The following is a 25,771-nucleotide window of genomic DNA, read 5'->3' on the forward strand; positions in this document are numbered from 1 at the left end:
TCAGGCGTTGACGCTTTCAAGGGCTGCCCGCGCAGCCTGTAGCGCATCTTCGGCCTTGTCGCCGTCGGGGCCACCGCCCTGCGCCATGTCCGGACGGCCGCCGCCGCCCTGCCCGCCCAGCGCGGCCACGGCAGCGCGCACCAGTTCGACCGCGCTGACGTCACCGGTCAGGTCGCTGGTCACGCCGGCAGCCACCGATGCGCGGCCATCATTGACGGCGATCAGCAGCGCGACGCCCGAACCCAGCCGGGTCTTCATCTCGTCGACGGCACCGCGCAGCCCCTTAGGATCGAGCCCTTCGACGATCTGCGCAAGGAAGGCATAGCCGCCCACCTGTTCGGGGCCGGCGGCTTCGGCCTTGCCGCCCCCCATCGCCAGCGCCTTCTTGGCGTCGGCGAGTTCGCGTTCGAGGCGCTTGCGCTCTTCCATCAGTGCGGCCACGCGGGCCGGCACATCTTCGGGTGCGGCCTTGAGCGTGGCGGCGGCTTCCTTCAGCCGCTCATCACGGCCGTTCAGCCACAGGCGGGCGCCTTCGCCGGTCAGCGCCTCGATCCGGCGAACGCCGCTCGAAACCGCGCTTTCGGAGACGATCTTGAACACCGCGATATCGCCCAGCGCGTTCACATGGGTGCCCCCGCACAGTTCGACCGAATAGGTCTTGCCGGCATCCGCGCCCATTGAAAGCACGCGGACTTCGTCGCCATATTTCTCACCGAACAGCGCCAGCGCACCGGCCGCGACGGCATCGTCGGGGGTCATCAGGCGCGTCGTCACCGCATCATTGCCGCGGATCTGCGCATTCACATCGGCCTCGATCTGCGCGATATCTTCGGCGGACAGCGCCGAGGGGTGCGAGAAGTCGAAGCGCAAACGATCGGGCGCGACAAGGCTGCCCTTCTGCGTCACATGGCCGCCAAGGCGGTTGCGCAGCGCCGCATGCAGCAGATGGGTGGCGCTGTGGTTGGAGCGCAGCTGCGCACGACGATCTGCATCGATCGCAAGATGCACGGTTTCGCCAACCGCAATGCTGCCGCTTTCGATCGTTGCCTGATGGGCATGGAGGCGACCAAGCGGCTTCGAGGTGTCGTTGACGACCGCCTTCAGCCCCTTGTCGTTGCCGATCACGCCGGCATCGCCCATCTGGCCGCCGCTTTCGCCGTAGAACGGCGTCTGGTTGGTCAGGATGACGACGCTGTCACCGGCCTGCGCGGTATCGACACGCGCACCGTCCTTGACGATCGCGACCACCTGGCCCTCGCCTTCGGCGGCGCTGTAGCCGATGAATTCGGTGCCGCCGAGTTCCTCGGCAATGTCGAACCAGACTTCGTCCGAAGCCTTTTCGCCCGACCCCTTCCACGCCGCGCGGGCCGCAGCCTTCTGCTCCGCCATGGCGGCGTCGAAGCCTTCACGGTCGACCTTCAGCGACTGGGCGCGCAGCGCGTCCTCGGTCAGGTCGTAGGGGAAGCCAAACGTGTCGTAGAGCTTGAACGCGGTTGCGCCCGGAAGCGTGTCGCCGACATTCAGCCCGGCGGTCGCTTCGTCGAGCAGCTTCAGGCCGTTGGCCAGCGTCTGGCGGAAACGGGTTTCCTCCTGCAGCAGCGTCGCTTCGATCAGCGGCTGCGCGCGCACCAGTTCCGGATAGGCAGCGCCCATTTCGGCGACGAGCGCGGGCACCATGCGGTGCATCAGGGGTTCCTTCGCGCCCAGCAGATGCGCATGGCGCATCGCCCGGCGCATGATGCGGCGCAGCACATAACCACGGCCTTCGTTCGCCGGCAGGACGCCGTCGGCCACAAGGAAGCCCGACGACCGCAGATGGTCTGCGATCACGCGGTGGCTTGCCTGATTGTCGCCGGTCGTCAGGGTTTTCGTGAGTTCACCCGACTCGGCGATGAGCGCCTTGAACGTGTCGGTATCGTAATTGTCGTGCACGCCCTGCAGAACGGCCGAAACGCGTTCAAGGCCCATGCCGGTATCGATCGAAGGACGCGGAAGATCCCGAACGATCTCATTGTCTTCCTGCTCATATTGCATGAAGACGAGGTTCCAGATCTCGACGAAACGGTCGCCATCTTCATCCGGGCTGCCCGGAGGGCCGCCAAAGATGTGATCGCCGTGATCGTAGAAGATTTCGGAGCACGGACCGCACGGGCCGTTATCGCCCATCGCCCAGAAATTATCCTTGGTCGCGATACGGATGATCCGGCTTTCGGGAAGACCGGCAATCTTCTTCCAAAGCTCGAACGCCTCGTCGTCGGTGTGATAGACGGTGGCGGTCAGCCGATCGGGCGCGATACCCCATTCGCGGGTGAGCAGCGTCCAGGCATGGGTGATTGCCTGTTCCTTGAAATAATCGCCGAACGAGAAATTGCCGAGCATTTCGAAGAAGGTGTGGTGCCGGGCGGTATAGCCGACATTGTCGAGATCGTTGTGTTTGCCACCGGCGCGTACGCATTTCTGCGACGAGGTTGCCGTCACATAGTCGCGTTTCTCAAGCCCCGTGAACACGTTCTTGAACGGCACCATGCCGGCGTTGACGAACATCAGCGTCGGATCGTTATGCGGAACGAGCGGGGCCGATGAAACACGGGCATGACCCTGACCCTCGAAATAATCGAGGAAGGAGCGGCGAATGTCGTTGGTCGAAGTCATGCCTGCCCAATAAGTGAGCAAGCGCGACGTGAAAAGGCCGCTTTTGTTCCCGATACGCCAAAAAATTAGGCGATCATGCCTCTTTTGCGCTCTGACGGCGCTGGCGCGGCGGGGTTCCGCGCACTAAGAATCAGTCATTGCGTCACAATGTGCCCCGCGTGGGAACATCGTCTCCCGCCGCGTTCGGCAAGATGGCGGCCGTATTTTCCGGCCAGGGAGAGGATGCATGGAAAAGAAAAACGCCACGCGTGTCATCGCCCTGGTGGGGCCACCCGGAGCAGGCAAGACCAGCTTGATGGAAGCGCTGCTGTTCGCGGCAGGCGCGGTGGGCAGACAGGGCAATGTCGCGGCCGGATCGAGCGTGGGGGATGCCAGCCCCGAAGCCCGTGCCCGGGGCGGATCCACCGAAATCAATCTCGCCCGGCTGGAATTTCTGGGGGAGCACTTCGTGATCGTCGACACGCCGGGATCGATCGGCTTTGCGGCTGACGGCGATGTCGCCCTGCCCGCTGCCGACATGGCGCTGGTCGTCATCGACCCCGATCCGGAGCGCGCCCTTCTCGCCGAACCGTTCCTGCGTAGGCTTGAGGCCGACGGCGTCCCGCATGCGGTGTTCGTGAACAAGGTGGATCAGTCGCGTGGATCGATCCGCTCGTTGCTCGCCGCGCTCGAACCCGCCAGCGCGGCCACGCTCGTCGCCCGGCAAATCCCGTGGCGTGAAGGAGACAAGGTCGTCGGCTTTGTCGATCTCGCGCTGGAACGCGCCTATCGCTACCGGCCGGGTGGACCGTCCGAAGCGATCGACATTCCCGCCGAGCTTGCGGAACGCGAGGCGCAGGAACGCACCCATATGCTCGAACAGCTCGCCGATCATGACGACGCGCTGCTCGAACAGCTGATCGCCGATGAAATGCCGAGCCCCGAAGCGGTTTTCGCCGATCTCGCCAGCGAAACGGCGCATGGGCAGGTGGTACCGCTGCTCTTCGGTTCGGCGCAGGCCGGCTTTGGCATCCGGCGGCTGCTCAAGCTGCTGCGCCACGAATGCCCAGATGCCGCGGCGGCCGCCGAGCGCCTCGGAATATCGGGGCCTGCCGCCTATGTCTTCAAGGTAACGCACGGCAATGCGGTCGGCCGGCTCGCGCTGGCGCGTATCTGGGGGGCCCCGCTTGCCGAAGGCGCCGAGCTTGTCGCCAGCGACGGTCAATCGGCCCGCGTAGGCGGGCTGTTTTTTGTCCAGGGCAGCGCCACCGAAAAAACCGCCCGCGTCGAGCACGGCGATATCGCAGCCATCGCCAAGGTAGACATCGCCCGCACCGGAACCCTGCTCGGGATCAACCAGCCCCCGTCGGGCGAACAGCCGATCGGGCAAAGCCCGGCGCCGCGCAACAGCGCGGTCGCGATCGTGACGCGCAATCGCCAGGACGATGTCCGCCTGTCGACCGCGCTCCACAAGCTCGCCGAAGAGGACCCCGCGCTCGACTGGGGGCATGACGAGGCGACGCACGAGATGCTGCTCCGCGGGATCAATGAAGAGCATCTCCAGAATGTCCTCGCGCGGCTCCAGCGGCGCTACAGCGTCGCGGTCGATACCCACCGGCCGCAGGTGGCGTACCGGGAATCGGTTCGCAAATCAGTGACCCAGCGCGGACGCCACAAGAAGCAATCCGGCGGGCATGGCCAGTTCGGCGATGTCGTGATCGAGCTTCATCCCGCCGATCGCGGTGCCGGTTTTTCGTTCGCCGATCGCATCACCGGCGGCGCCATTCCGAAACAATGGATACCCGCCGTCGAAATGGGCGTGCGCGATGCCATGCAAAAAGGGCCGCTGGGCTTTCCGGTCGTCGATATCGGGGTGACGCTCGTCGATGGCGGGTTCCACAGCGTCGACAGTTCCGAGCTTGCCTTTCGCACCGCGGGCCGGATCGCCATGGCCGATGCTCTGGCGACCGCATCCCCCTATCTCCTTGAGCCGGTGTGTCAGGTGACGATCTATTCGCCCGGCAGTGCCACGTCGCGGATCAGTTCGGCGGTTTCCAGTCGGCGCGGACAGGTGCTTGGGCTTGCGCCCCGCCCCGGCTGGTCGCGCTGGGACCAGATCGACATGCTTCTACCCGAGGCCGAACTCCACGGGCTGGACGCCGAACTGCGCTCGCTCAGCCAGGGACTTGCCAGCTATTCAGCGCGCTTCGACCATCTCTCCGAACTCAGCGGAAAACAGGCGCAGGAGGTGATCCAGAACGCGCGCGCATCCCCCGGCTGAACCCTCTAAATTTGGGCGGTCCTTGACCTCGCGGCCTCGATCCTTTTCTTAGTGCGGCTTAAGAACAGGGGAATGCCAGTGGCGAAACGCCTAACCTATTATATTCTCGCCGCGCTCGTGCTCGGCATCCTGTGCGGATGGGCCCTCAACGCCACGATCGGGGACGGAAGCCCCGAATCCGCGCAGACGCTTACCGATATTGCCGGTTATTTTTCGATCGTAACGACGATCTTTCTGCGCCTGATCAAGATGATCATCGCCCCCCTGGTGTTTGCGACGCTGGTATCGGGCATCGTCCATATGGGCGACACCTCGGCGCTCGGCCGGATCGGGCTGCGCACCATGGTCTGGTTCATCAGCGCCAGCCTTGTTTCGCTAACGCTTGGCCTCGTGCTCGTCAATCTGCTGCAGCCCGGCGTCGGGCTCGACTTTGCGGTGCCCGCCGCCAATGCGTCGAGCGGCGTCGAAAAGACGGCGTTCAACCTCAAGGACTTCATCAGCCATCTCGTCCCCGCTTCGATGATCGAGGCGATGGCCAAGAATGAAATCCTGCAGATCGTGATCTTCTCGCTGTTCGTCGGCGTGGCGATCACCGCCGTTGGCGAAAAGGCCGAAACGCTGGTGAAGGCGGTCGAAGGTCTGGTCGAGGTGATGCTCCAGATCACCGATTATGTGATGCGCCTGGCGCCGATCGCGGTGTTCGCCGCGGTGGCCGGCACGCTCACCGAACGCGGGCCCCAGGTGCTCGGCGATCTCGCCTTCTTCATGGGCAGCTTCTATCTCGGCCTCGGCACGCTTTGGGTTGTGCTGATCGGCGTCACCTTCTTGATCGTCGGGTCGCGGACCAAATTGCTCGTCCGCTATATTCGCGAGCCGATCCTGCTCGCCTTTTCGACCGCCTCGTCCGAAGCCGCCTATCCCCGCACGCTCGCCGCGCTCGACCGGTTCGGCGTGCCGCCGCGCATCGCAAGCTTCGTGCTACCGCTCGGCTATTCATTCAATCTCGACGGCTCGATGATGTACATGACCTTCGCGGTCATCTTCATCGCGCAGGCTTACGGCATCGATCTGACGCTGAGCCAGGAAATCACGATGCTCCTCGTGCTGATGATCACCTCCAAGGGGATTGCCGGCGTTCCGCGCGCGAGCCTCGTCATCATCGCGGCGACATTGTCGATGTTCGAAATTCCCGAGGCCGGCCTGCTGCTGATCCTCGCCGTCGATCATTTCCTAGACATGGGGCGTTCGGCCACCAACGTCATCGGCAATGCCGTGGCGAGCGTGGTCGTCGCCAAATGGGAGGGCAAGCTCGATCCGCTCGAACCGGCGGAAATCGAGCCGCCCCATGCCCCCTCAACCCACCATGTCTTCACCAATCCGGACAATCAGGAAAATCGGGGGCCGACCAGCTTCCGCGAATAGTTAAAGTCGTTCTGGATCAGACTGCCGGTCGCGCGTGTGTTTCCTCGCCGCGCGACACGGCGGCCGCGATCGCGAGATCGCCCGTTACGTTGAGCGTCGTCCGGCACATGTCGAGGAACCGGTCGACGCCCAGCACCAGCCCGATCCCCTCGGGCGGCACCCCCACCATCCCGAGTATCAGCGCGATCACCGGAAGCGATCCCGCCGGAACGCCGGCGGTGCCGATCCCGCCGAGGATGCAGATCACGACCACCATCACCTGTTGCCCGAAGGTCAGATCAACCCCGAAGAACTGCGCCAGGAACAGGACGGTGACCCCCTCGAACATCGCGGTGCCGTTCTGGTTCGCGGTGGCCCCGATGGTCAGCACGAAGCGCGACACACGCGGCGGAAGACCGAGCTGATGCTCCGCCACCCGGAGCGAGGTGGGCAACGTGGCGTTGGACGAGGCGGTTGAAAACGCCATCACCATCGCCGCCTGGATCCCCCGGAAAAAGGTGATGGGAGACATGCCCGCCAGCAGCTTCACGATCGCGGGATAGACGACCAGCATCTGCAGCCCCAGCGCCAGCAGCACCACGCCGACATAGGCGCCGAGCCGCACCAGCAGTTCCCACCCGAAGATCGCCGCCAGATTGAACATGAAACAGGCCACCGCATAGGGCGCCATGCGGATGACGATCTCGATCAACCGCATGGTGACGTCGAAAATGCCCTGAACCACCTCCTGCAGCCGGTTCGCGGCGGGGCTGTCGACCAAAAGCAGCCCGATGCCGAAGAAGAGCGCAAAGAACATCACCGCCAATATGTCGTTTGCCGCCGCGGCGGAGACGATGTTGCTGGGGATGATGTTGAGCACCGCATCAAGCCCCTTGGGCGCATCGCGGCCGCCCGCGACGATCGCGCCGGCGCTGTTGCCGGCATCCGCGAGCATCGCCTGCGCTGTCTCAGCCGGCACGCCGGCCCCCGGCTGCAACAGATTGACCGTCGCCACCGCGACAAGGACGGCGATGCTGGAGACCAGGATCGTCATCACCAGCGTCTTCACCCCGATGCGGCGCAGCGCGCGGATATCACCCATTTCAGCGATGCCGATGATCAGCGCCGAAAAGAGCAGCGGGATGACCAGCATGAACAGGAGGCGGAGGAATATCTGGCCGATCGGCTGGGTGACGTAGCGGGTGACGCCGTCCACCCAGGCGGCATCGGGGGCCGTCAGGTGGACCGCCATCCCCGCCGCCAGCCCGACGACGAAACCTATGAGCATCTTCATCTGAAGCGTCATGCCCGGCCTCCCAGCCACCCCAGTTCAATCCGCAAAGGCATAGGGACCACCCTTGTCGAGTGCCGCCCGGTAGGCGGGACGCGCATGAATGCGTTCCAGCCATGCGGACAGGTTGGGATGATCGCGCGCATTGAGCCCGGCGCGCTGCTGCGCGGCTTCCAGCGGAAAACTCATCATGATGTCCGCCGCGGTGAAATTATCCCCGGCAAACCAGGGCCGGGCGGAAAGCTCCTGTTCGAGCCAGGTCAGATGCTGGTCGATCATCGCCTGAATGCGCGGGCGCGCGGGTTTGCCGAGCAGCCCCAGCCTGCCGATCACGAGCATCACCAGCAGCGGCGGCATCAGCGAACCTTCGGCATAGTGCAGAAACTGGCGATAGCGCAGGATTTCGTCACGGTGCGGCGCGGGGCCGAGCCCCCCATCGGCAAGCTCGACCAGATATTCGACGATTGCGCCGGTTTCGACGATCACGCGCCCACCATGTTCGATCGCCGGGGATTTACCGAGTGCATGCACCCGGCGCAGTTCGGGCGGCGCCAGCATCGATTTGGGATCGCGTGCATAGCGCTTGACGTCATAATCCAGCCCGAGTTCCTCGAGCATCCACAATATCCGCTGCGACCGCGAATTTTCGAGATGATGAACGACAATCGACATCGGTACCCCCTGCTGTTCCAGCGGATGAGAACCGGCGCATAACCCCCTGATGTTCAAAGGGAGGAGCCGAAACCCGCCACGCAGAGAAGCCAACGCGCGGGCGCGTCGGATCGTTTCATTCAATCAACGGTATAGTGCGGAAGTGAGCGTTGAAATCGAACGAGCCGCGACAAAAGCGACATGAGATTTGGGAATCTGTCTCAGGCACAAAAAAGCCCGCCATCGAAATGGCGGGCCTTTTCATCGCTTGATGGAAGGGGACGCGAGCCCCCTGCCCTTATGCGTCGTCGTCGGGTTCCGGCCCGACCATCATTTCCTCGGCCACCGCGTCGGTGCGGGTGCGGATCGCCTTTTCGATGCGTTCCATGATCTCGGGATTTTCGCGCAGATAATTCTTCGAATTTTCGCGGCCCTGACCGATACGGATCGAATCATAGGAGAACCAGGCACCCGATTTCTCGACAATCCCGGCCTTCACGCCGAGATCGAGGATTTCGCCGACCTTCGAGATGCCTTCGCCATACATGATGTCGAATTCGATCTGCTTGAACGGCGGGGCAACCTTGTTCTTCACCACCTTCACGCGGGTGGTGTTGCCGACGATATCGTCGCGATCCTTGATCTGGCCGGTGCGGCGAATGTCGAGGCGGACCGAGGCGTAGAATTTGAGCGCGTTGCCGCCGGTGGTGGTTTCCGGGTTACCGTACATCACGCCGATCTTCATACGGACCTGGTTGATGAAGATGACAAGGCAGCGCGAACGGCTGATCGAACCGGTGAGCTTGCGCAGCGCCTGGCTCATCAGGCGTGCCTGCAGTCCGACATGGCTGTCGCCCATTTCGCCTTCGATTTCCGCGCGCGGAACAAGCGCGGCGACCGAGTCGATCACCAGCACGTCGATCGCGTTCGAACGCACCAGCGTATCGACGATCTCGAGCGCCTGCTCGCCGGTGTCGGGCTGCGAGACGATCAGTTCGTCGATGTCGACGCCGAGTTTCTTGGCATAGACGGGATCGAGCGCGTGTTCGGCGTCGACAAATGCCGCCGTGCCGCCATTTTTCTGCGCCTCGGCGATCGCGTGGAGCGCCAGCGTCGTCTTGCCCGAGCTTTCCGGACCGTAGATTTCGACGATACGGCCGCGCGGGAGCCCGCCAATGCCGAGCGCAATGTCGAGCCCGAGCGAGCCGGTCGAGATCGCCTCGATCTCCATCTTCTCGCGCGAGCCCAGCTTCATGGCCGAGCCCTTGCCAAATGCGCGGTCGATCTGCGCCAGTGCCGCTTCGAGAGCCTTTTGCCTGTCCATATTCTCCGTCTTCTTCTCGGAATCGATGAGCTTCAATTGTGCCGACATGGCTTGCTCCCTCTCGTAGATCGAACCGCGTTGACGTTCAACGTGGCGCAATGCGTACAGCATTTGTTCCGACGGAACAAGAGTGGAACAAATAGAGTTTCAGGCCGTCACCCCACGGGTCTGCGCGCCCGAAGTGCCTGTGCGAGCGTCCCGTCGTCGAGATAATCGAGTTCGCCCCCAACGGGCAGCCCATGGGCGAGCTGGGTGATGCGGATCGGGAAATTTTCCAGACGCTCGGCGATGTAATGCGCGGTCGTCTGCCCCTCGAGCGTGGCGTTCATGGCGAGCACCACCTCGTCAATGCCCCCTGCCTCCACCCGGCGGATCAAGCTGTCGATCCCCAGATCCTCTGGGCGCACCCCCTCCAGCGCCGAAAGCCGGCCGCCGAGCACATGGAAGCGCCCCGGAAACAGCCGGGCGCGATCGAGCGCCCAGAGATCGGACACCTCCTCCACCACGCACAGCGCGCGCGGATCGCGGCGCGCATCGGCACAGATGCCGCACGGATCGGACGTGTCGACATTGCCGCAAATGCCGCAGGTGGTGAGCTTTTCGTTCACCGCCTCCAGCGCACGGAGCAGCGGCGCCATCGACGTCTCCCGCTTTTTCAGGAGGTGGAGCACCGCCCTGCGCGCGGAACGCGGGCCAAGCCCGGGCAGCCGCGCAAGGGCCTGTGTCAGCAATTCTATCTCGGGCGATATCATGGCGGCATTGATAAGGGGTTGCGCAAGCGTCTGCCAAGCGGTTGAGAGAGATTATGCGCATTGCTTTCATGGGAACCCCCGATTTCGCCGTCCCGACGCTCGACGCCCTTGTCGGCGCCGGTCATGATGTCGTCGCCGTCTACAGCCAGCCGCCCCGCCGCGCGGGCCGCGGCAAGGCGCTGTCGCCCACGCCCGTCCATCGCCGGGCGGAAGAGCTTGGCATTCCCGTCATGACGCCGGTTTCGCTGAAAGGTACCGAGGAACAGGCCGCCTTTGCCGCGCTGGATCTCGATGTCGCGATCGTCGCGGCTTACGGCCTCATCCTGCCGCGCGCCATTCTCGATGCGCCGCGCCATGGCTGCCTCAACGTCCACGCCTCGCTCCTCCCCCGCTGGCGCGGCGCGGCGCCCATCCACCGCGCCATTCTGGCCGGGGACGAGACGACCGGCGTTACCATCATGGGGATGGAGGCCGGGCTCGACACCGGGCCGATGCTGGCGACGATCAAAACGCCCGTTGACGCCAAGACGTCGGGCGAACTCACCGCCGAACTCGCCGCCAGCGGCGCGACGCTGATGGTCCGCGTGCTGGCCGATCTTCCCACGTACCCGCCCGTCCCCCAGCCCGAGGACGGCGTCACCTATGCCAGCAAGATCGACAAGGCCGAGGCGCGGATTGACTTCACCCACGCCGCCGACGCCATCGAGCGCCAGATCCGCGCGTTCAACCCGCTGCCCGGCGCCTTTTTCGAACATGGCGGCGAGCGCATCCGCATCCTTGAAGCCAAAGTAGAAGCGGAGAGCGGTGCCCCCGGGAGCGTGATCGACGACACGCTCGGCATCGCCTGCGGCACGGGGACGCTCCGCCCCGTGCTCGTCCAGCGCGCCGGGCGCGGCGCCATGGCGCCCGCCGATCTGCTGCGCGGTTATCCGATCCCCAAGGGCACGGTGCTCGCATGACGCGCTATGCGCTCACGGTTGAATTTGATGGCCGCCCCTTCATGGGCTGGCAAAGGCAGGCGCACGGCCCCTCGGTGCAACAGACGATCGAGGATGCCGCGCACAAGCTGACTGGCGAGCCGGTTGTCGTCCACGCCGCGGGGCGCACCGATGCGGGCGTGCACGGCGTGGGCATGCGCGCGCATCTGGAGATCGAAAAGCCGCTGACCGCGTTTCGCCTGATGGAGGCGCTCAATTCGCTGATGCGCCCCAATCCGGTCGCGATCCTCGACTGCGTGCCCGTGGCCGATGACTGGCATGCGCGCTTTTCTTGCACGGGGCGGCGCTATGAATATGTCATCGTCAACCGCCGCGCGCCGCTGACGCTCGACAAGGGCCGCGCCTGGCGCGTGATCCACCCGCTTGACGCAGGCGCCATGCACGATGCCGCGCAAAGACTGGTCGGACGCCATGACTTCACGACCTTTCGCTCGGTGCACTGCCAGTCCGAAAGCCCGCTAAAGTCGCTCGACCGTCTCGATGTCGAACGCGATGGCGATAACGTCGTGATCCACGCGGCCGCGCGGTCCTTCCTGCACCACCAGGTGCGCTCGATGGTCGGCTGCCTCGCGCTGGTCGGTCAGGGACGATGGAGCGCGGACGACCTGCAGGCCGCGCTTGAAGCCTGCGACCGCGCGGCGCTGGGCCTCAACGCGCCGCCCGACGGGCTCTATTTCGTCGAGGCGACCTACCCCGCCTGACGGCCCGGGCCGAACAGCCTTGCAAGGGTTCGGTCGAGGATCAGAAGCTGCCATAGCAGCGCGCCGTGGTCGGCGCGGCCGTCGAGATGCGCGTCGATCAGCGCGGTCAGTTCGGCCCGGTCGAACCGGCCGCTCTCGATCAACGCCGAGCGGTCCGCCAACCGCCGGATCGCGGGGGCCAAAGGCCCACGCAGCCAGTGCGCCACGGGCGGCGGCGTTTCGCGTGCCTCTGCACCAATCACCTCTCCGGGCAAATGCCCTGCCATGGCGCGGCGCAACAGCCATTTGCCCTGCCCGCCACGCTGACGCGCACGTGCGGATTGCGACCGCGCGAAATCCATCATGTCGCGGCTAAGAAAGGGCAGATGCAGCGCGATGCCCGCGGCCTCGGCGCTGCCTTCATGGCGTCGCAGCACATTGGCGGGGAGTTCGATCACGATGTCGGCATATTGCGCCCGCGCCATCGGATCGCCCGAGGCAGCCTCCATCGCCTCGAAATAGCGCTGCTCCGCCCGGTAATCGCCCATTTCCTGTTGCGTCCTGGCGCTCAGCAAGCCGCGGCGGGCCTCGAACGACGTCGCGATCCGTGCTTCGACCGCGCGCAGGATGGCGGCCTCTCTGACGCGAGATGAAATCGAATTTATTCGATTATTTTTAAAAACATTACTGGCAATCTTTAAAATATTTTCGAGAATGTGATTGTTCGGATAAAGTCCATGGTCGCCGAAAAACTCGTCGCCCCCCGCCCCCGCCAGAACATCCCCGACATGCTCCGCCGCAATCGCGGTGCGGCAGAAGCGACCAAGCGCCTCGACATCGCCCTGCGGTTCATCGAACGCGGTGACAAAGGCATCGATCGACGCCAGCATCTGTTCGCTGGGCAGGCCGACTTGCTTATGCGCGGTCGCGTAGCGTTCGGCGAGCGGCGCGGTCGCGGCATCGCCCTGCGCCTTGCCATCCCAGCCGGGATCGATCGCGAGTGTCGGCACGGCGCGGCTGCTCGCCTCCGCCATCAGCGCGACGATGGCCGCGCTGTTCACGCCGGTTTCGACCACCGTTCCGGCAGTACCCGAATGTGTGACCTGCGCGATCGATGCGCGCAGTGTTTCCAGCAAAGCGGGCGCACCTGCCCTGGTGTTGGCCTTCTCATCGATTTTGAACTGCGCATCCCACCAGCGCACGGGCACGGGCAGATCGCGCCCCCGCTCGACGATGAGGTAATGACCGGCCGGCAGCTTGTGGACCCCGGCCAACAGGCAATTGTCATCGGGGACGAAGCCAAGCGCCAGATAATCGTCGAGCGCCGTTACGTTTATCTGCTTTCGAAACAAGGGGTTGGTAGCAAGCCCGGACAGGCTGGACGAAAAGACAAGCGCGCCGTCCGCCATGGCCGCAAGATGGAGCGTGCGGACGCCGACGCGGTCCCGCGCCAGAAACAGCCGCTGATTGGCGCCGTCATGGAGCGCAAGGACGAACTTGCCCTCAAGCTGCTGAAGCAGCTTCGGCCCGCTGTACCGCCAAAGGCGCGCGATCAGTTCGGCGGGGCTGTCCCCGTCGAACCCCTCGCCCGTCTCGGTAAGCATGGTGCGGAGGTCAGCGGCATTATAGAGCCGCCCGTCGAACGCGACGGCGATCTGGCCGGCATCGTCGGCCCAAATATCGGCGTCCTTGGCCGCGCCCAGCCCCAGCCCGGCGGTACCCCAGCTTCGGGCGGTCGCATGGGCATGGACATTCGCGCCCAGCGCCATCGCCTCCACCCGCGCGAGCGAAACGGGCTTGGGCGTACCGAGATGAAATGCACCTGAAATCATTATATTACAGAATGATAATTTGCATTTATTACACTCAACATGAACTAATCGAGCAGGATTTCAGGCGCCGGGCCATGGCCGAGAAACGCCGAGGGGCTGGCGCTGGCGCCATATGCCCCGGCCATGAACACCGCGACGATATCGCCCACCGCGCCGCGCGGCAGGAAGACCTGATCGCCCAGCTTGTCGAGCGGGGTGCACAGGCAGCCGACGACATTCACGACCTCCGTGCCTTCCGCACCGAATTGACTGGCGAGCGCGAGCGGATAGTTGCGCCGCACCACCGTGCCGAAATTGCCGCTTGCCGCCAGCTGGTGATGGAGGCCGCCATCGGTGACCAGAAAGGTTTCGCCGTGGCTCGATTTGCGGTCGAGGATGCGGGTGAGATAGACGCCCGCCTCGCCCACCAGCCAGCGGCCAAGCTCGATGGCAAAGCCGGTCGCTTCGAAACCGCTGGGTAGGGCCGCCAGCGCCTCCCCCAGCGCGGTGCCGATCCGTTCGATATCGAGCGGCTTTTCATTGGGGAAATAGGGGATGCCGAACCCGCCGCCGAGATTGACGTGCGGGGCCGCTGTGCCGATTTCCGCGCTGAGGCGCACCGCGAGCGCCAGCGTGGCGGCCTGGGCATCGACCAGCGCCTCCGCATCCAATGCCTGCGAACCGCCATAGATGTGAAAGCCGTGCCATTCGGCCCCCGCGCCGATAATCCGCTTCGCCAGCGCGGGCACATCGACGGCGTCGACGCCAAAGGCGGTGGGGCGGCCGCCCATCCGCATCCCCGATCCCTTCAATTCGAAATCGGGATTGATGCGGATCGCGAGCTTGGGGCGCAGCCCGAGCCCCGCGCCGATCGCGATCGCGCGGTCGATCTGGCGTTCGGATTCGCAATTGAGCGCGACGCCCGCACGAATGGCGGCCTCGATCTCGGCATCGCGCTTGCCCGGCCCGGCAAAGGACATGGTTTGTGGCTGCGCCCCGGCATCGAGGGCAATGCGCATCTCGCCCACCGACGCCACATCGATCCCGTCGGCGATCTCGACCATCAGCCGGACGAGCGGCGCGAAGGGGTTGGCCTTCATCGCATAATGGAGCGCGAGCCGTTCGGGCATCGCCTGCCGCAGGCTGTGCATCCGCGCGCGCAGCATGGCGCCGTCATAGACGAAGAGCGGGGTTTCGCCCGCGGCGTCCACGATCGCGCTTGCCGTCTTGCCGCCAATCAGCAGCTCGCCATCCTGAGCGGTGAATGCGGCGGGAACGGTTCCCATCGGCTTCATGCGGCATACTCCTGACGGATCGCGGTGCGATCCAGCTTTCCATTGGGGTTGCGGGGTAAATGATCGACGAAACGGATCTCGCGCGGGAACATATAGCCGGGCAGTTCGGCCTTGATCCAGGCGGTCAGACGCGCATGGGCGTCCTCTTGCGAAAGCCCCTCCGGCGCGCGCGCGATGAGCAGGATCGCCTGCCCCAGCCGGTCATCGGGCACACCGAGCGCGACGGCTTCGGCAACGCCGCCGCTCGCGATCGCGGCTTCCTCGATCTCGGTGGGGCTGACGCGGTTGCCCGCAGCCTTGATCATTTCGTCGGCGCGCCCCGAAAAGCGGAGCAAGCCTTCGGCATCGCGGACCACGGTGTCGCCCGACCACACGGCCACCCCGCCCAGCTGCGAGGCGGCGGGCGCGGGCTTGAAGCGTTCGGCGGTCCGTTCGGCATCGTTCCAATAACCTTGGGCGACGAGCGGCCCGGCATGGACAAGCTCACCCGGTTCATCGTCTGCGGTGAGGCTGCCATCGGGGCGAACGACCAGGATCTCGGCAAAGGGAATGGCCTTGCCGATCGACGAAGGATGCGCGTCCGTCAGGCCCGGATCGAGATAGGTCGAGCGAAAGGCCTCGGTCAGGCCGTACATGAGGTAGAGCGCGGCATTGGGGAACAGCGCGCGCAGGCGCCGGACCATCGGCACGGGGAGCGCGCCGCCGGTATTGGTGAGGCGCCGGATACTGGCGGCGGTTTCGTCGGCCCAGTTCGCCTCGGCGAGCTGCACCCAGAGCGGCGGCACGCCCGCGATGCTGGTGACGCCAAAGCGTTCCACCGCCTTGATGACGTCACGCGGCGTCAGATAATCGAGGGGCACCGCGCAGGCGCCCGCCGCCCAGGTCGAAAGCAGCTGGTTTTGCCCATAATCGAAGCTGAACGGCAGCGCGCCCAAAACCTTGTCGTCGGGCTGCACCTTCAGATAATGCGCCACGCTCACCGCGCCGAGCCAGAGATTGGCGTGGCTGAGCATCACCCCCTTGGGCCGGCCGGTCGACCCCGAGGTGTAGAGGATTTCGACCAGATCGAACGGGTCGTGCGCCGATGGCGGCATGACGGCGTCGCCGGGCAGTGCATCCTCATCGGTCTCCACCGCGCAATCGCCGAGATCGGCTGCGCTCAGCATCGCGGCGCGCGCGGGCTGGGTGATGAGCAGCCGTGCGCCGCTGTCCGCCAGAATATGCGCGACCTGCGCGTGCTTCAGCAGCGGATTGACCGGCACATAGACGAGCCCGGCGCGCGCCGCCGCCAGTGGCAGGATCACCGCAGCGCGCGTCTTGGGGAGCCAGGCCGCGATGCGATCACCGGGCTTCAACCCTTTGGCAAGGAGCCCGCTGGCATAGCGCCCTACCCAGTCGTCCAGATCGCCATAAGTCAGCGTTCCGAAGCGCGCGTCGACGGCAGTCGCGTCGCGATCGCCACCAAGAACGAGATGATCGAGCGGCTTTGGATCAGGCGATGGGGCTTGCACTGGGGCTCCTTTGAGGGGCAACGAGAAACAGACTGACATCGGGGGATAGCGACTTGTGGGTTAAGGGGGAATATTTCGACGATTTCGATCGTGCAGAAATTGCAGCGCGCGGCGTGCTCGATCGCGACGCGCAGCCCCGGCTGTTCGACCGGATCGCGTGGTTTCGCGCGGTCTGGGAAAACGCCCCGGTCGAAACCCGCCCCATGATCCTGCGCGCTACCGCCGGAAAGGCGCAGGCCTGGCTGTTCCTGACGCGCGGCGCCAACGGCGTCCTGTACGCGCTCACCACGCCCGAAAGCGCGGCGTTCCGCCCGATCTTCGTGAATGCCGATGACGCGACATGCCCCCGCCTGCTCTTCCCGCTGGTCCGCCGTCTGCGCCAATTGCGCGGGGTCGTCCGCGTCGAGCTGCCCTCGGTGCCGGTGGATGACGGCAGCGCAGAATTGGTTGCCCAGGCGTTCACCCGCGCCGGATGGGCCGTCCGCCGCCGCCCCGGGCGCGTGGCACTTTCAGGCGTAGCCGGCGAATTGCGGCCCGTTCCGGACGACACCCCAGCGCCCATCATCACCCAAGTGCCCGATACCCAGAGCTGGAACGCGCTGACGGCAGGCGCTGGGGGCGAGGCGCTTGCCGCGCTCGACACGCTCAAAGCCATTGCCGAGCAGGAAGGCGCAGCGGGCACGTTGCGTATCGGCCTTCTTCCCGCTTCCGCGGCCGGGGATGGTTGCATTGCCGCGCAAATCTGGCTGGTCGATCGCGGGCACGCGACGCTGCTTCATACCACATCGCCGTGCGGGGACGTTCAGGCCCAGCAGCTGTTGGCAGCACAGCTTCACAACCATGTCATCACCCATGACGGCGTGACGTCATTCACCGCCAATGCGCTGTTTTCTGGCCTTTCGCTTCCCTTCCTCACCAACACGCAGGAAAGCGAAAATCTGTCCGCCTATAATGGGCGCAGATTGGCAAATGCGGGAAATGTGATCGCCGCGAAGATCGAAAATCTTGTGCGCAGCCATCGCTTGAATTAGGAAGCCCGCCAAATTTTCGGGTCCATTCAGGGGAAATTGCGTGACAAGTGCTGCTGCCGTCCAGGTCGAAGAAGCGGTCCGTGCCGTTCTCACCGAAGTTCTGGGTTTGGACGCCGACCGGGTTGCCGGTTTTGACGCGGATACCCCGCTGTTCGGCGCGCTGCCCGAACTCGATTCCATGGCCGTGGCCAGCCTGTTGACCGAGTTGGAGGATCAGCTCGACATCATTATCGATGATGATGAGGTGGACGGCGAAATGCTCGAAACCTTCGGCAATCTCACCGCCTTTGCGGTCGCCAAGAAGCTGGGCTGACCGAATATGCGGCGCGCCACCGGCGCGCCGCCATTCCCTTCGGGGATCAGGCCGGTTCCATCACGAAATCGGCTTCCGCCAGAAAGCGTTCGGCGTCCAGCGCCGCCATGCAGCCGGTTCCGGCCGCCGTCACCGCCTGACGATAAACCTTGTCCATGACGTCACCGCAGGCGAACACGCCGGGAACGCTGGTGCGCGTCGATCCGGTTTCGACGTCAAGATAGCCTTCGCTATCAAGCCGCAGATGTCCGCGGAAAATTTCGGTCGCCGGCGAGTGGCCGATGGCGACAAAGGCGCCGTCGGTATCGATGGTCGACAGCGCGCCCGTCTCGGTATCGCGCAGCTCGACGCCGACCAGACCTTCGGGATCACCGTCACCGACGAAACGCTCGACCGTCTTGTTCCACAGCACCTTGATGTTGGGGTGCGCGAACAGGCGTTCCTGCAGGATCTTTTCCGCACGCAGCGAATCGCGGCGATGGATCAGCGTCACATCCTGGCTGTGGTTGGTGAGGTAGAGCGCTTCCTCAACGGCGGTGTTGCCGCCGCCGATGACGACGACCTTCTTGCCGCGATAGAAAAAGCCATCACAGGTTGCGCAGGCGGACACGCCCTTGCCCTGCAGCAGATTTTCGCTTTCCAGCCCCAGCCAGCGCGCCGACGCGCCGGTGGCGATCACCAGCACATCGCCGGTATAGACCGTGCCGCCATCGCCGATCAGGCGGAACGGACGCTGGCTCAGATCGACCTCAACGATCGAATCATACATCATCCGCGCGCCGACATGCTCGGCCTGCGCCTGCATCTGTTCCATCAGCCACGGGCCCTGGATCACATCCTTGAAGCCCGGATAATTTTCCACATCGGTGGTGATCGTCAGCTGACCGCCGGGCTGCATGCCCTGCACGACGATCGGCGCCATGCCCGCCCGGGCACCGTAAATGGCGGCGGTCAGTCCGGCCGGTCCGGAACCAAGGACCAGCATGCGGGTGGAATGGGTGGCGGTCATGCAGCGATTATCCCGTTGAGCAGTGATGCAAAGCAGCCAGATAGGGGTTCAACCCGTCGCTGCGCAACCGCCAACCCATATTGAAAGCATTGGGGGTCAGAAACGAATGCTTGCCCCCACCCGGATGTCGCGGCCCGCGAGCGGCGCATAGTCGCCGATGATCGAGGCGTGACGACGCGCCTCGACATCGAAGATGTTGTTCGCGGCGAGGCGCAGCGTCAAAAGCCCCTCCGGCCCCATCGGGCGCCATTCGATCCGCGCATTGGCCATGGTGTAGCCGGGCGTCGTCGTCTCGAACGCGGCCACGCGGTCTTGCTTGGTCACGCGCTCGACCTCGATCCGGCCGACGATCGGATCGGACTGATATTCAAGCCCGCCCAGCATGCGCAGCGGCGGAATGAAGGGCGCCGGGCCGACGCCGTCGATCTTGACGCGGACATAATCGACCAGCGCATCGGCCACGATCTTGGCTTCACCGATCCGCATCAGCGTGGCGTTGGCCTCTGCCTCGAAACCATATTGCTTCGCCCCGCCCGCAGCAAAGGCATAGACCGGCAGATCATCCTCGATATCGCCCGTCGGCGCCTGATAGATGAAGTTCGAGAAATCATTGTAATAGGCTGAAAGCTCGATCGAGAAATCGCCGACCCGGCCGCGCAGCGTGGCTTCTGCGCCATTGCTCTTTTCCTTGCTGAAATCGGGATTGCCGACCTCGAACGATTGCGTCGCCAGATGCGGGCCGTTGGCGAACAGTTCCTCGGCGGTCGGCGCGCGTTCGGTGTGCGAGAGATTGAGCCCGAATTTCCAGTCATGCGCGAATTCGTAAAGCCCGCCGATCGACGCGGTGAAGGCGTTGAAGCTTTGCTGGGCTTCGGGCGTGCCCAGATCCTCGCTGGCATGCGCGCTGACGCTGCTATGCTCGTAACGCGCGCCGACTTCGGCACGGAAGCGACCGAAATCGAAATTCTGGACGGTGAACACCCCGCCCTGCTCGGTGCTCGTCGGCGGCAGGAACGCCTCATGGCCGACCACGTTGAAATCGCGCGTGAGATACTGGCCGCCGATCACGCCGCTCCACACGCCGCGCTGGCGCTGCGACAACTCCAGACGCCCTTCCAGCCCCTCATTGTAAAAGGCGGTAGCGACATGGCCGTCTTCCTCGATCTCGAAATGGCGATAATCGCCATAGCCGGCGCGCAGCCGGATCGCGTCGAACGGCCCGGTTTCGGGATTGACCTCGGCGCGCAGATCGGCGCGGTACTGGCGGACATCGAGCGTCGGTGCCTCGGCTTCGACATCGGGATCGAGCGAGAAGCGGATGGGCACGCCGTAGCGGTTGTCCGAGCGCGCGACCGAGAAACCGATCTTGCCCCCCTCCGCCACATAGCCAAGGCCAAGCGCGACTTCGCTGGTTTCGGCGGCGGTGTTCGGGATCTTGCCCTTCAGTTCGGCGAGTTCGCGAATTTCCGCCGAGGGCGACTGCGCCGCTTCGCCACGCAGCGGCTTGCTGAGAAGATAGCCGCCCGCGCGCAGATCATCCTGTTTGGCATAGCTGCCATCGGCATGGAGCACGAAGCCACCGCCCAGCGGCACGTCGATGGCCCCGGCGATCCGGCGCTCATCGGCCGCCGAGCCATATTCGGCATCGGCCTGCATATGCACCACTTCATCGGGCACGTTGCGCGGGATGCGGTTGTCGATCACGCTCACCACGCCGCCGATTGCCGACGATCCATAGAGAAGCGCGCTGGGGCCGCGCAGCACCTCGATACGCTCGGCGGTCAGCGGATTGATCGAAACGGCGTGATCCGCGCTCGCGCCCGAGGCGTCGAAGCTACCGATGCCGTCGATCAGCACGCGAATACGGTCGGCCTGAAGCCCGCGCAAGATCGGCCGCGACGAGGACGGCCCGAACGACGTCGCGCTCACGCCCGGCAGCGCGGCGAGCGTCTCGCCAATCGTCGTGCGGCGGCTGGCGTCCAGTTCCACCCCGCTCAGCACCGAGGCGCCGCCCAGAAGATCGGCGCGGTCGCGCTGAAGCGCGGTGACGACGATTTCCGGCCCTTGCGCCTCGTGCATGATGGGCTTTGCACGCGCGGCACCGGCATCGGCGGATTGTGCAAGCGCGGGGACAGAGGTTCCGGTGACAAGTAATGCAACGAACGAAATGGCGGACTTCATGGCGACTCCCTTGGTTGCCGCCATTGATAAGGTGACTTTATATCATGTCAATGGCACACGGTGCGCAATCATCACATCACGCCGATGGCTGGCGTGGCCCAGTTCGGTGCATCGACGCTGGGCCACGCCTGTCGCAATCTGCCCGCGCGTCAGCCCCAGCCGCCGCCAAGCGCCCTGAACAGATCGATGCGCGCCGAGCTGAACTGCTGTTCTGAATTGGACAGTGCAAGCCGGGCATCGATCAGTGTCTGCTGCGCAACAAGGGTGTCGAGCAGCGAGATCGATCCCGCCCGGTAGCGCGTCTGCGCCAGTTGGAACGCGTTTTCCGCGCGCGCGCGGGCATCGCGCAAGGCCAGGTTACGGCGGCGTTCGGAATCGAAGGCGGCAAGCGCCTGTTCGACTTCCTTGAGCGCGCCGATCACCTTGCCGTCAAAGGTGGCAAGCGCAGCTTCGCCTTGCGCCTCGGCCTGACGCACCCGCGCGCGGGCGACCGCAATATTGGGGAAGCTCCACGACAGAAGCGGCCCGAGGGAAAAGCTGAAACTATCGCTGCCCCTGACCATGTCGTTGCGCAAGAAATTTCCTTCACCCCCCAGGCTGATCCTTGGATAGAGATCGGCCATGGCCACGCCGATGCGCGCGGTGTCGGCAGCCAGGCGCCGTTCGGCTTCGCGCAGATCGGGGCGACGACGCAACAGCCCCGCCCCATCGCCGATCGGCAAGGCGGCCACAGGGGCAGGCGGCTTGGCGCACCGGCGGGCCTCTTCGGGGATATCGGCCGGCTGGCCACCGAGCAGTGCCGACAGTTCGAGCAGTGCGATACGGTGGCGGCTTTCGAACGGCGGGATCGCTGCCCGCGCATTGGCCACGGCGGTTGCCGCGCGTTCGACGTCGAACTGCGACGCCGAGCCGGCCTTGTGCTGGGCCGTGACGATGCGAAGGCTGTTTTCCGCCGTATCAAGCGACAGCTTGGCGATCGATGCGGCATCGGCAAATGCACAGGCATCGCCATATGCGCGGGCCGTTTCGGCTGCGACGACGACACGCACCGCGTCGCGCGCGGCGGCAACCGCCTCGGTATCCGCGCGCGCCGCAGCGATCGCACGACCGACCCGGCCGAACAGATCGACTTCCCATGAAACGGCCAGATTGCCGCTGTGCGTCCATTGCGTATCCCCGCCGCCATTGGCGGTGCCAATCATGGCATCGCCATATTGCGAGCCCGCCGTAATGTCGGTGGACGGCAGGCGGCCGGCCCTCGCCTCGCCCAGCACCGCGCGGGCGCGGGCAAGATTGGCGTTGGCCACGCGCAGATCGGTGTTCGCCGTCAGCGCCCGCGCGATCAGGCCATCAAGCACCGGATCCTCATAGAGCCGCCACCAGTGATCGGGCAGATCCGCGTTCGGGTCGGTGCTCTGCGCCGATGTGGTATAGGCCCCCGCCCCGCGCGCCGCGATTTCGGGCGGGCGATAATCGGGGCCAACGGCGCAGGCCCCCGCCAGCAGCGGGAGAAGGAGCGTAGAATAACGAAACTTATGCATGAGCCGCCTCCGTTTCGGCGATCTGCCTGGCGCGCGCACTGCGGCCGGCCGCGCGGTGATCGCGCGCGACGAGGCTGTAGATGGTGGGCAGTACGAAGAGGGTGAACAGCGTGCCGATGAGCATGCCCATCACCACCACAATGCCAATGGCGAAGCGGCTTGCCGCCCCCGCCCCGCTGGCAAAGAGCAGCGGAATGAGCCCCGCCACCATTGCGGCGGTGGTCATCAGCACCGGGCGCATCCGCACTGCGGCCGCCTTGCGGATTGCGGCGACACGATCAAGGCCCTCGCTATGCTGCATCTCATTGGCGAACGACACCATCAGGATGCCGTGTTTCGAGATCAGCCCGATCAACGTCACCAGCCCGATCTGGGTGTAGATGTTGAGCGTGGCAAAGCCGAGATAGAGCGGCACGAGCGCACCGCACACCGCCAGCGGCACCGTCACAAGGATGACAATGGGATCGCGGAAGCTTTCAAACTGCGCCGCCAGAACAAGGAAGATCACGATCAGCGCAAAACCGAAGGATATCGTCAACCGATCCCCCTCGGTGACATATTGCCTGCTGTCGGACAGCCAGTCGACCGTCATCCCCGCAGGCAGTTCCTGCGCGCTCAGGAATTCGACCGCCTGCCCCATGGTGACGCCGGGCGCGAGCACCGCCGAAAGCGTGGCGGAGTTCATCTGGTTGAATTGCGGCAGGCGATTGGCTTGCGGATGCATGTCGATCTTGACCACCGTGGAAAGCGGGATGAGCGTTCCCGACTGGGCCTTCACATAGAACCGGCCCAGATTGTCGGGCGTCAGCCGCCGATCGCGCGGGACCTGCGCGATGACGTCATAGGAACGGTCGTGCCAGTTGAAGCGGTTGACGTAGTTTTCGCCGACCAGCGTGGCGAGCGTGCCCGCGATATTATCCATGGTGACACCCAGTTCACCGGCTTTCGCGCGGTCGATGGTGATGCGTGCTTCGGGGCTGTCAAAGGCAAGGTCGCTGTCGACGAAAACGAACAGCCCACTGCCCCAGGCCGCCCCCTTGATGCGTTCCAGCGTCCGGTAGATCACGGGGAAATCCTCAGGCGAACGGATGACCATCTGTACCGGCAAGCCGCCGCTGCCCGCCGGAAGCGGGGGCGGTTGAAACGCCGTCGCATACACCCCGGTAATCCCCGATCCATCGGCGTTGAGTTGCGCCTGAATGTCATCGGCGCTGCGATCGCGATCCGCCCATTCCTTCAGGATCACGCCGCCAAAGCCGTTATTGGCGCCGTCCGTGCCATTGCTGAACCATGAGCTGACATATTCGGGCAGCGTCTTGAACATCGCCTCGACCTCTCGCCCGAAGCGCGCGGTATAGTCGATATTCGCATATTGCGGGCCCTTGGTCTGGACGAAGACATAGCCCTGATCCTCTTGCGGCGCGAGTTCGCGCTGCGCGCCCGAAAAAAGGATCACGATCCCGCCGAGCACGCCAATGCCGACAAGCAGGACGACCCCGCGCGCGGCGAGCGTGCGGCCAAGAATCCGGTCATACCCCGCCGTCATCCGCGCCATATTGTGCTCGATCGCCTGCGACAGCCGGCCTTCGGACAATTTGTCGTTGAGCAGGAAGCTGCTCATCATCGGCGACAAGGTAAGCGCGATCACCCCGGACACGATCACCGCGCCCGCCAGCGTGAAGGCGAATTCGCGGAAGAGCGCCCCCGTAAGCCCGCCCATCAGGCCGATGGGGGTGTAGACCGCAGCAAGCGTGATCGTCATCGCGATCACCGGGCCGACGATTTCGCGCGCGCCCAGCAAGGCCGCCTGAACCGGCGACAGCCCTTCTTCGATATGGCGATGGATATTCTCGACCACGACGATCGCGTCGTCGACGACCAGCCCGATCGCCAGCACCATTGCCAGCAGCGTCAAAAGGTTCAGCGAAAAGCCGAAGGCAAGCATCAATGCCGCCGCGCCGACCAGCGAAAGCGGGATGGTGACGATCGGGATGATGACGGCGCGCAGCGAGCCGAGGAACAGGAAGATCACGATCACCACGATCACGATCGCTTCGATCAGGGTATGGGTGACCTCATCGATCGACGCATGCACGAAATGGGCGACGTCGAACTGGCTGGTGACCTTCAACCCCGGCGGCGCAACGCGCTGGATACCGGGCAACAGATCCTTTACCGCAGCCACGATTTCCAGCGGGTTGCCGTCGGGCGTCGGCGAGATGGCGATGAACACGCCGGTCCGGCCGCTGCTGCTGGCGCTGCTGTCGTAATTCTGGCCACCAATCTCGATCGTCGCGACATCGCGCAGCCGGACGATGCCGTCAGAACCCGTTTTCACGACCATGTCGCGAAAATCGTCGATATTGGTGAGGTCGGTCGCGGCCGTGATGTTGATCGCGGTCAAGGCGCCTTTGAGCTGGCCGGGGGCGGCCTGGACGTTATTGGCGCGCAGCGCGGCGGCGACTTCGCCTGCCGACAGGCCCCGTGCTGCAAGCTTGTCCGGATCGAGCCAGACGCGCATCGCCAAAGTCTGGCCACCGCCCATATCGGCCGAGGCGACGCCCGGCACCGCAGTGATCAGCGGCTGGGCGACGCGGGTCGCGAAATCGGTGATTTGCGGAACCGAGAGCGTGTCGCTGACAAAGGCGACATATTGCACCGCCGAGGCACCATCGGTGATCTTGGTGATGACGGGATCGGTGGCACCGGGCGGCAGGCGGAACTTGACCTGCTGCACCTTGGCAAGCACCTCGGTCATCGACCGATCGGCATCGGCGTTGAGCACGAGCTTCGCCTTCACCTGGCTTCGGCCCTGGCTTGAGGTGGAGGTGAGATATTCAATGCCGTTCGCCGTCGCGATCGCCTGTGCGATCGGGGTGGTGACGAAACCCTGCATCACATCCTGCGTGGCACCGGGATAGCTGGTATCGACGACGATCGTCGCGCTTTCCATATTGGGATATTCGCGGACCTGCAGCAGGAACATCGACGCGCCGCCAACGAGCAGGATGAGCAGGCTGACGACGACCGCCAATATGGGCCGGCGGATGAAGAGATCGGTGAACTTCAT

Annotated in this window: 18 protein-coding genes; 6 read left to right on the plus strand and 12 right to left on the minus strand. The window is 64.7% G+C overall.

The window, feature by feature from the left end:
- Positions 1-2,652, minus strand: coding sequence for an alanine--tRNA ligase (gene alaS / locus QYC26_RS00835; RefSeq protein WP_317513519.1), 2,652 nt, complete (start codon positions 2,650-2,652; stop codon positions 1-3).
- A gap of 226 nt (positions 2,653-2,878) precedes the next feature.
- Here alaS and QYC26_RS00840 point away from each other — a divergent pair, with 226 nt between their 5' ends.
- Together QYC26_RS00840 and QYC26_RS00845 are read left to right on the plus strand one after the other, a co-directional pair.
- Positions 2,879-4,912 (plus strand): elongation factor G, encoded by a 2,034-nt coding sequence (locus QYC26_RS00840; protein WP_317513520.1) that lies wholly within the window; start codon positions 2,879-2,881, stop codon positions 4,910-4,912.
- A 78-nt stretch (positions 4,913-4,990) separates the two neighbouring features.
- On the plus strand, positions 4,991-6,334 hold the full coding sequence (locus QYC26_RS00845; protein ID WP_317513521.1) for a dicarboxylate/amino acid:cation symporter: 1,344 nt from the start codon (positions 4,991-4,993) through the stop codon (positions 6,332-6,334).
- Between the two features lie 16 nt (positions 6,335-6,350).
- On the opposite strand, the gene QYC26_RS00850 is transcribed toward QYC26_RS00845, so the two are convergent.
- From QYC26_RS00850 to recR, 4 genes are all read right to left on the minus strand, one after another.
- Positions 6,351-7,619, minus strand: a complete 1,269-nt coding sequence (locus QYC26_RS00850) for a dicarboxylate/amino acid:cation symporter (RefSeq protein WP_317513522.1) — start codon at positions 7,617-7,619, stop codon at positions 6,351-6,353.
- A 24-nt stretch (positions 7,620-7,643) separates the two neighbouring features.
- Positions 7,644-8,276 carry a glutathione S-transferase gene (locus tag QYC26_RS00855; RefSeq protein ID WP_317513523.1) on the minus strand — a complete coding sequence of 211 codons (633 nt, stop codon included), beginning with the start codon at positions 8,274-8,276 and terminating at the stop codon, positions 7,644-7,646.
- Positions 8,277-8,553: 277 nt separating this feature from the next.
- Positions 8,554-9,627, minus strand: coding sequence for a recombinase RecA (gene recA, locus QYC26_RS00860; protein WP_317513524.1), 1,074 nt, complete (start codon positions 9,625-9,627; stop codon positions 8,554-8,556).
- 107 nt (positions 9,628-9,734) lie between these two features.
- Entirely contained in the window at positions 9,735-10,331 is a 597-nt protein-coding gene (gene recR, locus QYC26_RS00865; RefSeq protein ID WP_317513525.1) for a recombination mediator RecR, read from the minus strand.
- Between the two features lie 53 nt (positions 10,332-10,384).
- Here recR and fmt point away from each other — a divergent pair, with 53 nt between their 5' ends.
- Positions 10,385-11,290: a methionyl-tRNA formyltransferase gene (fmt, locus tag QYC26_RS00870; protein ID WP_317513526.1), complete on the plus strand. Its 906-nt coding sequence runs from the start codon at positions 10,385-10,387 to the stop codon at positions 11,288-11,290.
- The gene (gene truA, locus QYC26_RS00875; RefSeq protein ID WP_317513527.1) at positions 11,287-12,030 is read left to right on the plus strand and encodes a tRNA pseudouridine(38-40) synthase TruA; all 744 of its coding nucleotides are present in this window, start codon (positions 11,287-11,289) and stop codon (positions 12,028-12,030) included. The genes fmt and truA overlap by 4 nt, the downstream gene beginning before the upstream one ends.
- On the opposite strand, the gene QYC26_RS00880 is transcribed toward truA, so the two are convergent.
- Genes QYC26_RS00880 through QYC26_RS00890 form a run of 3 tightly spaced genes read right to left on the minus strand, consistent with a single transcriptional unit; the run spans position 12,018 to position 16,665 of the window.
- The gene (locus tag QYC26_RS00880) at positions 12,018-13,841 is read right to left on the minus strand and encodes an asparagine synthetase B family protein (RefSeq protein ID WP_317513528.1); all 1,824 of its coding nucleotides are present in this window, start codon (positions 13,839-13,841) and stop codon (positions 12,018-12,020) included. The genes truA and QYC26_RS00880 overlap by 13 nt on opposite strands.
- A gap of 44 nt (positions 13,842-13,885) precedes the next feature.
- Positions 13,886-15,115, minus strand: coding sequence for a pyridoxal-dependent decarboxylase, exosortase A system-associated (locus QYC26_RS00885; protein ID WP_317513529.1), 1,230 nt, complete (start codon positions 15,113-15,115; stop codon positions 13,886-13,888).
- On the minus strand, positions 15,112-16,665 hold the full coding sequence (locus QYC26_RS00890; RefSeq protein WP_411197613.1) for an acyl-CoA ligase (AMP-forming), exosortase A system-associated: 1,554 nt from the start codon (positions 16,663-16,665) through the stop codon (positions 15,112-15,114). Before QYC26_RS00890 ends, QYC26_RS00885 begins: the two co-directional genes overlap by 4 nt.
- Positions 16,666-16,679: 14 nt before the next feature.
- On the opposite strand from QYC26_RS00890, the gene QYC26_RS00895 reads away from it, so the two are divergent.
- Positions 16,680-17,657: a hypothetical protein gene (locus QYC26_RS00895; protein WP_317513531.1), complete on the plus strand. Its 978-nt coding sequence runs from the start codon at positions 16,680-16,682 to the stop codon at positions 17,655-17,657.
- A gap of 40 nt (positions 17,658-17,697) precedes the next feature.
- The gene (locus QYC26_RS00900) at positions 17,698-17,970 is read left to right on the plus strand and encodes an acyl carrier protein (RefSeq protein WP_317513532.1); all 273 of its coding nucleotides are present in this window, start codon (positions 17,698-17,700) and stop codon (positions 17,968-17,970) included.
- Positions 17,971-18,016: 46 nt separating this feature from the next.
- Here QYC26_RS00900 and trxB read toward each other — a convergent pair whose 3' ends face one another.
- The 4 genes from trxB to QYC26_RS00920 all read right to left on the minus strand — a co-directional run bounded on the left by trxB (position 18,017) and on the right by QYC26_RS00920 (position 25,771).
- Positions 18,017-18,979, minus strand: a complete 963-nt coding sequence (gene trxB, locus QYC26_RS00905; RefSeq protein ID WP_317513533.1) for a thioredoxin-disulfide reductase — start codon at positions 18,977-18,979, stop codon at positions 18,017-18,019.
- Positions 18,980-19,075: 96 nt separating this feature from the next.
- The gene (locus QYC26_RS00910) at positions 19,076-21,160 is read right to left on the minus strand and encodes a TonB-dependent receptor (RefSeq protein ID WP_317513534.1); all 2,085 of its coding nucleotides are present in this window, start codon (positions 21,158-21,160) and stop codon (positions 19,076-19,078) included.
- Positions 21,161-21,309: 149 nt separating this feature from the next.
- A complete protein-coding gene (locus tag QYC26_RS00915) occupies positions 21,310-22,701 on the minus strand; it encodes a TolC family protein (protein ID WP_317513535.1) in 1,392 nt (463 codons plus the stop codon).
- Positions 22,694-25,771 carry an efflux RND transporter permease subunit gene (locus tag QYC26_RS00920; RefSeq protein WP_317513536.1) on the minus strand — a complete coding sequence of 1,026 codons (3,078 nt, stop codon included), beginning with the start codon at positions 25,769-25,771 and terminating at the stop codon, positions 22,694-22,696. Before QYC26_RS00920 ends, QYC26_RS00915 begins: the two co-directional genes overlap by 8 nt.

Source organism: Sphingomonas sp. C3-2, assembly GCF_033025475.1.
GTDB lineage: Bacteria > Pseudomonadota > Alphaproteobacteria > Sphingomonadales > Sphingomonadaceae > Sphingobium_A.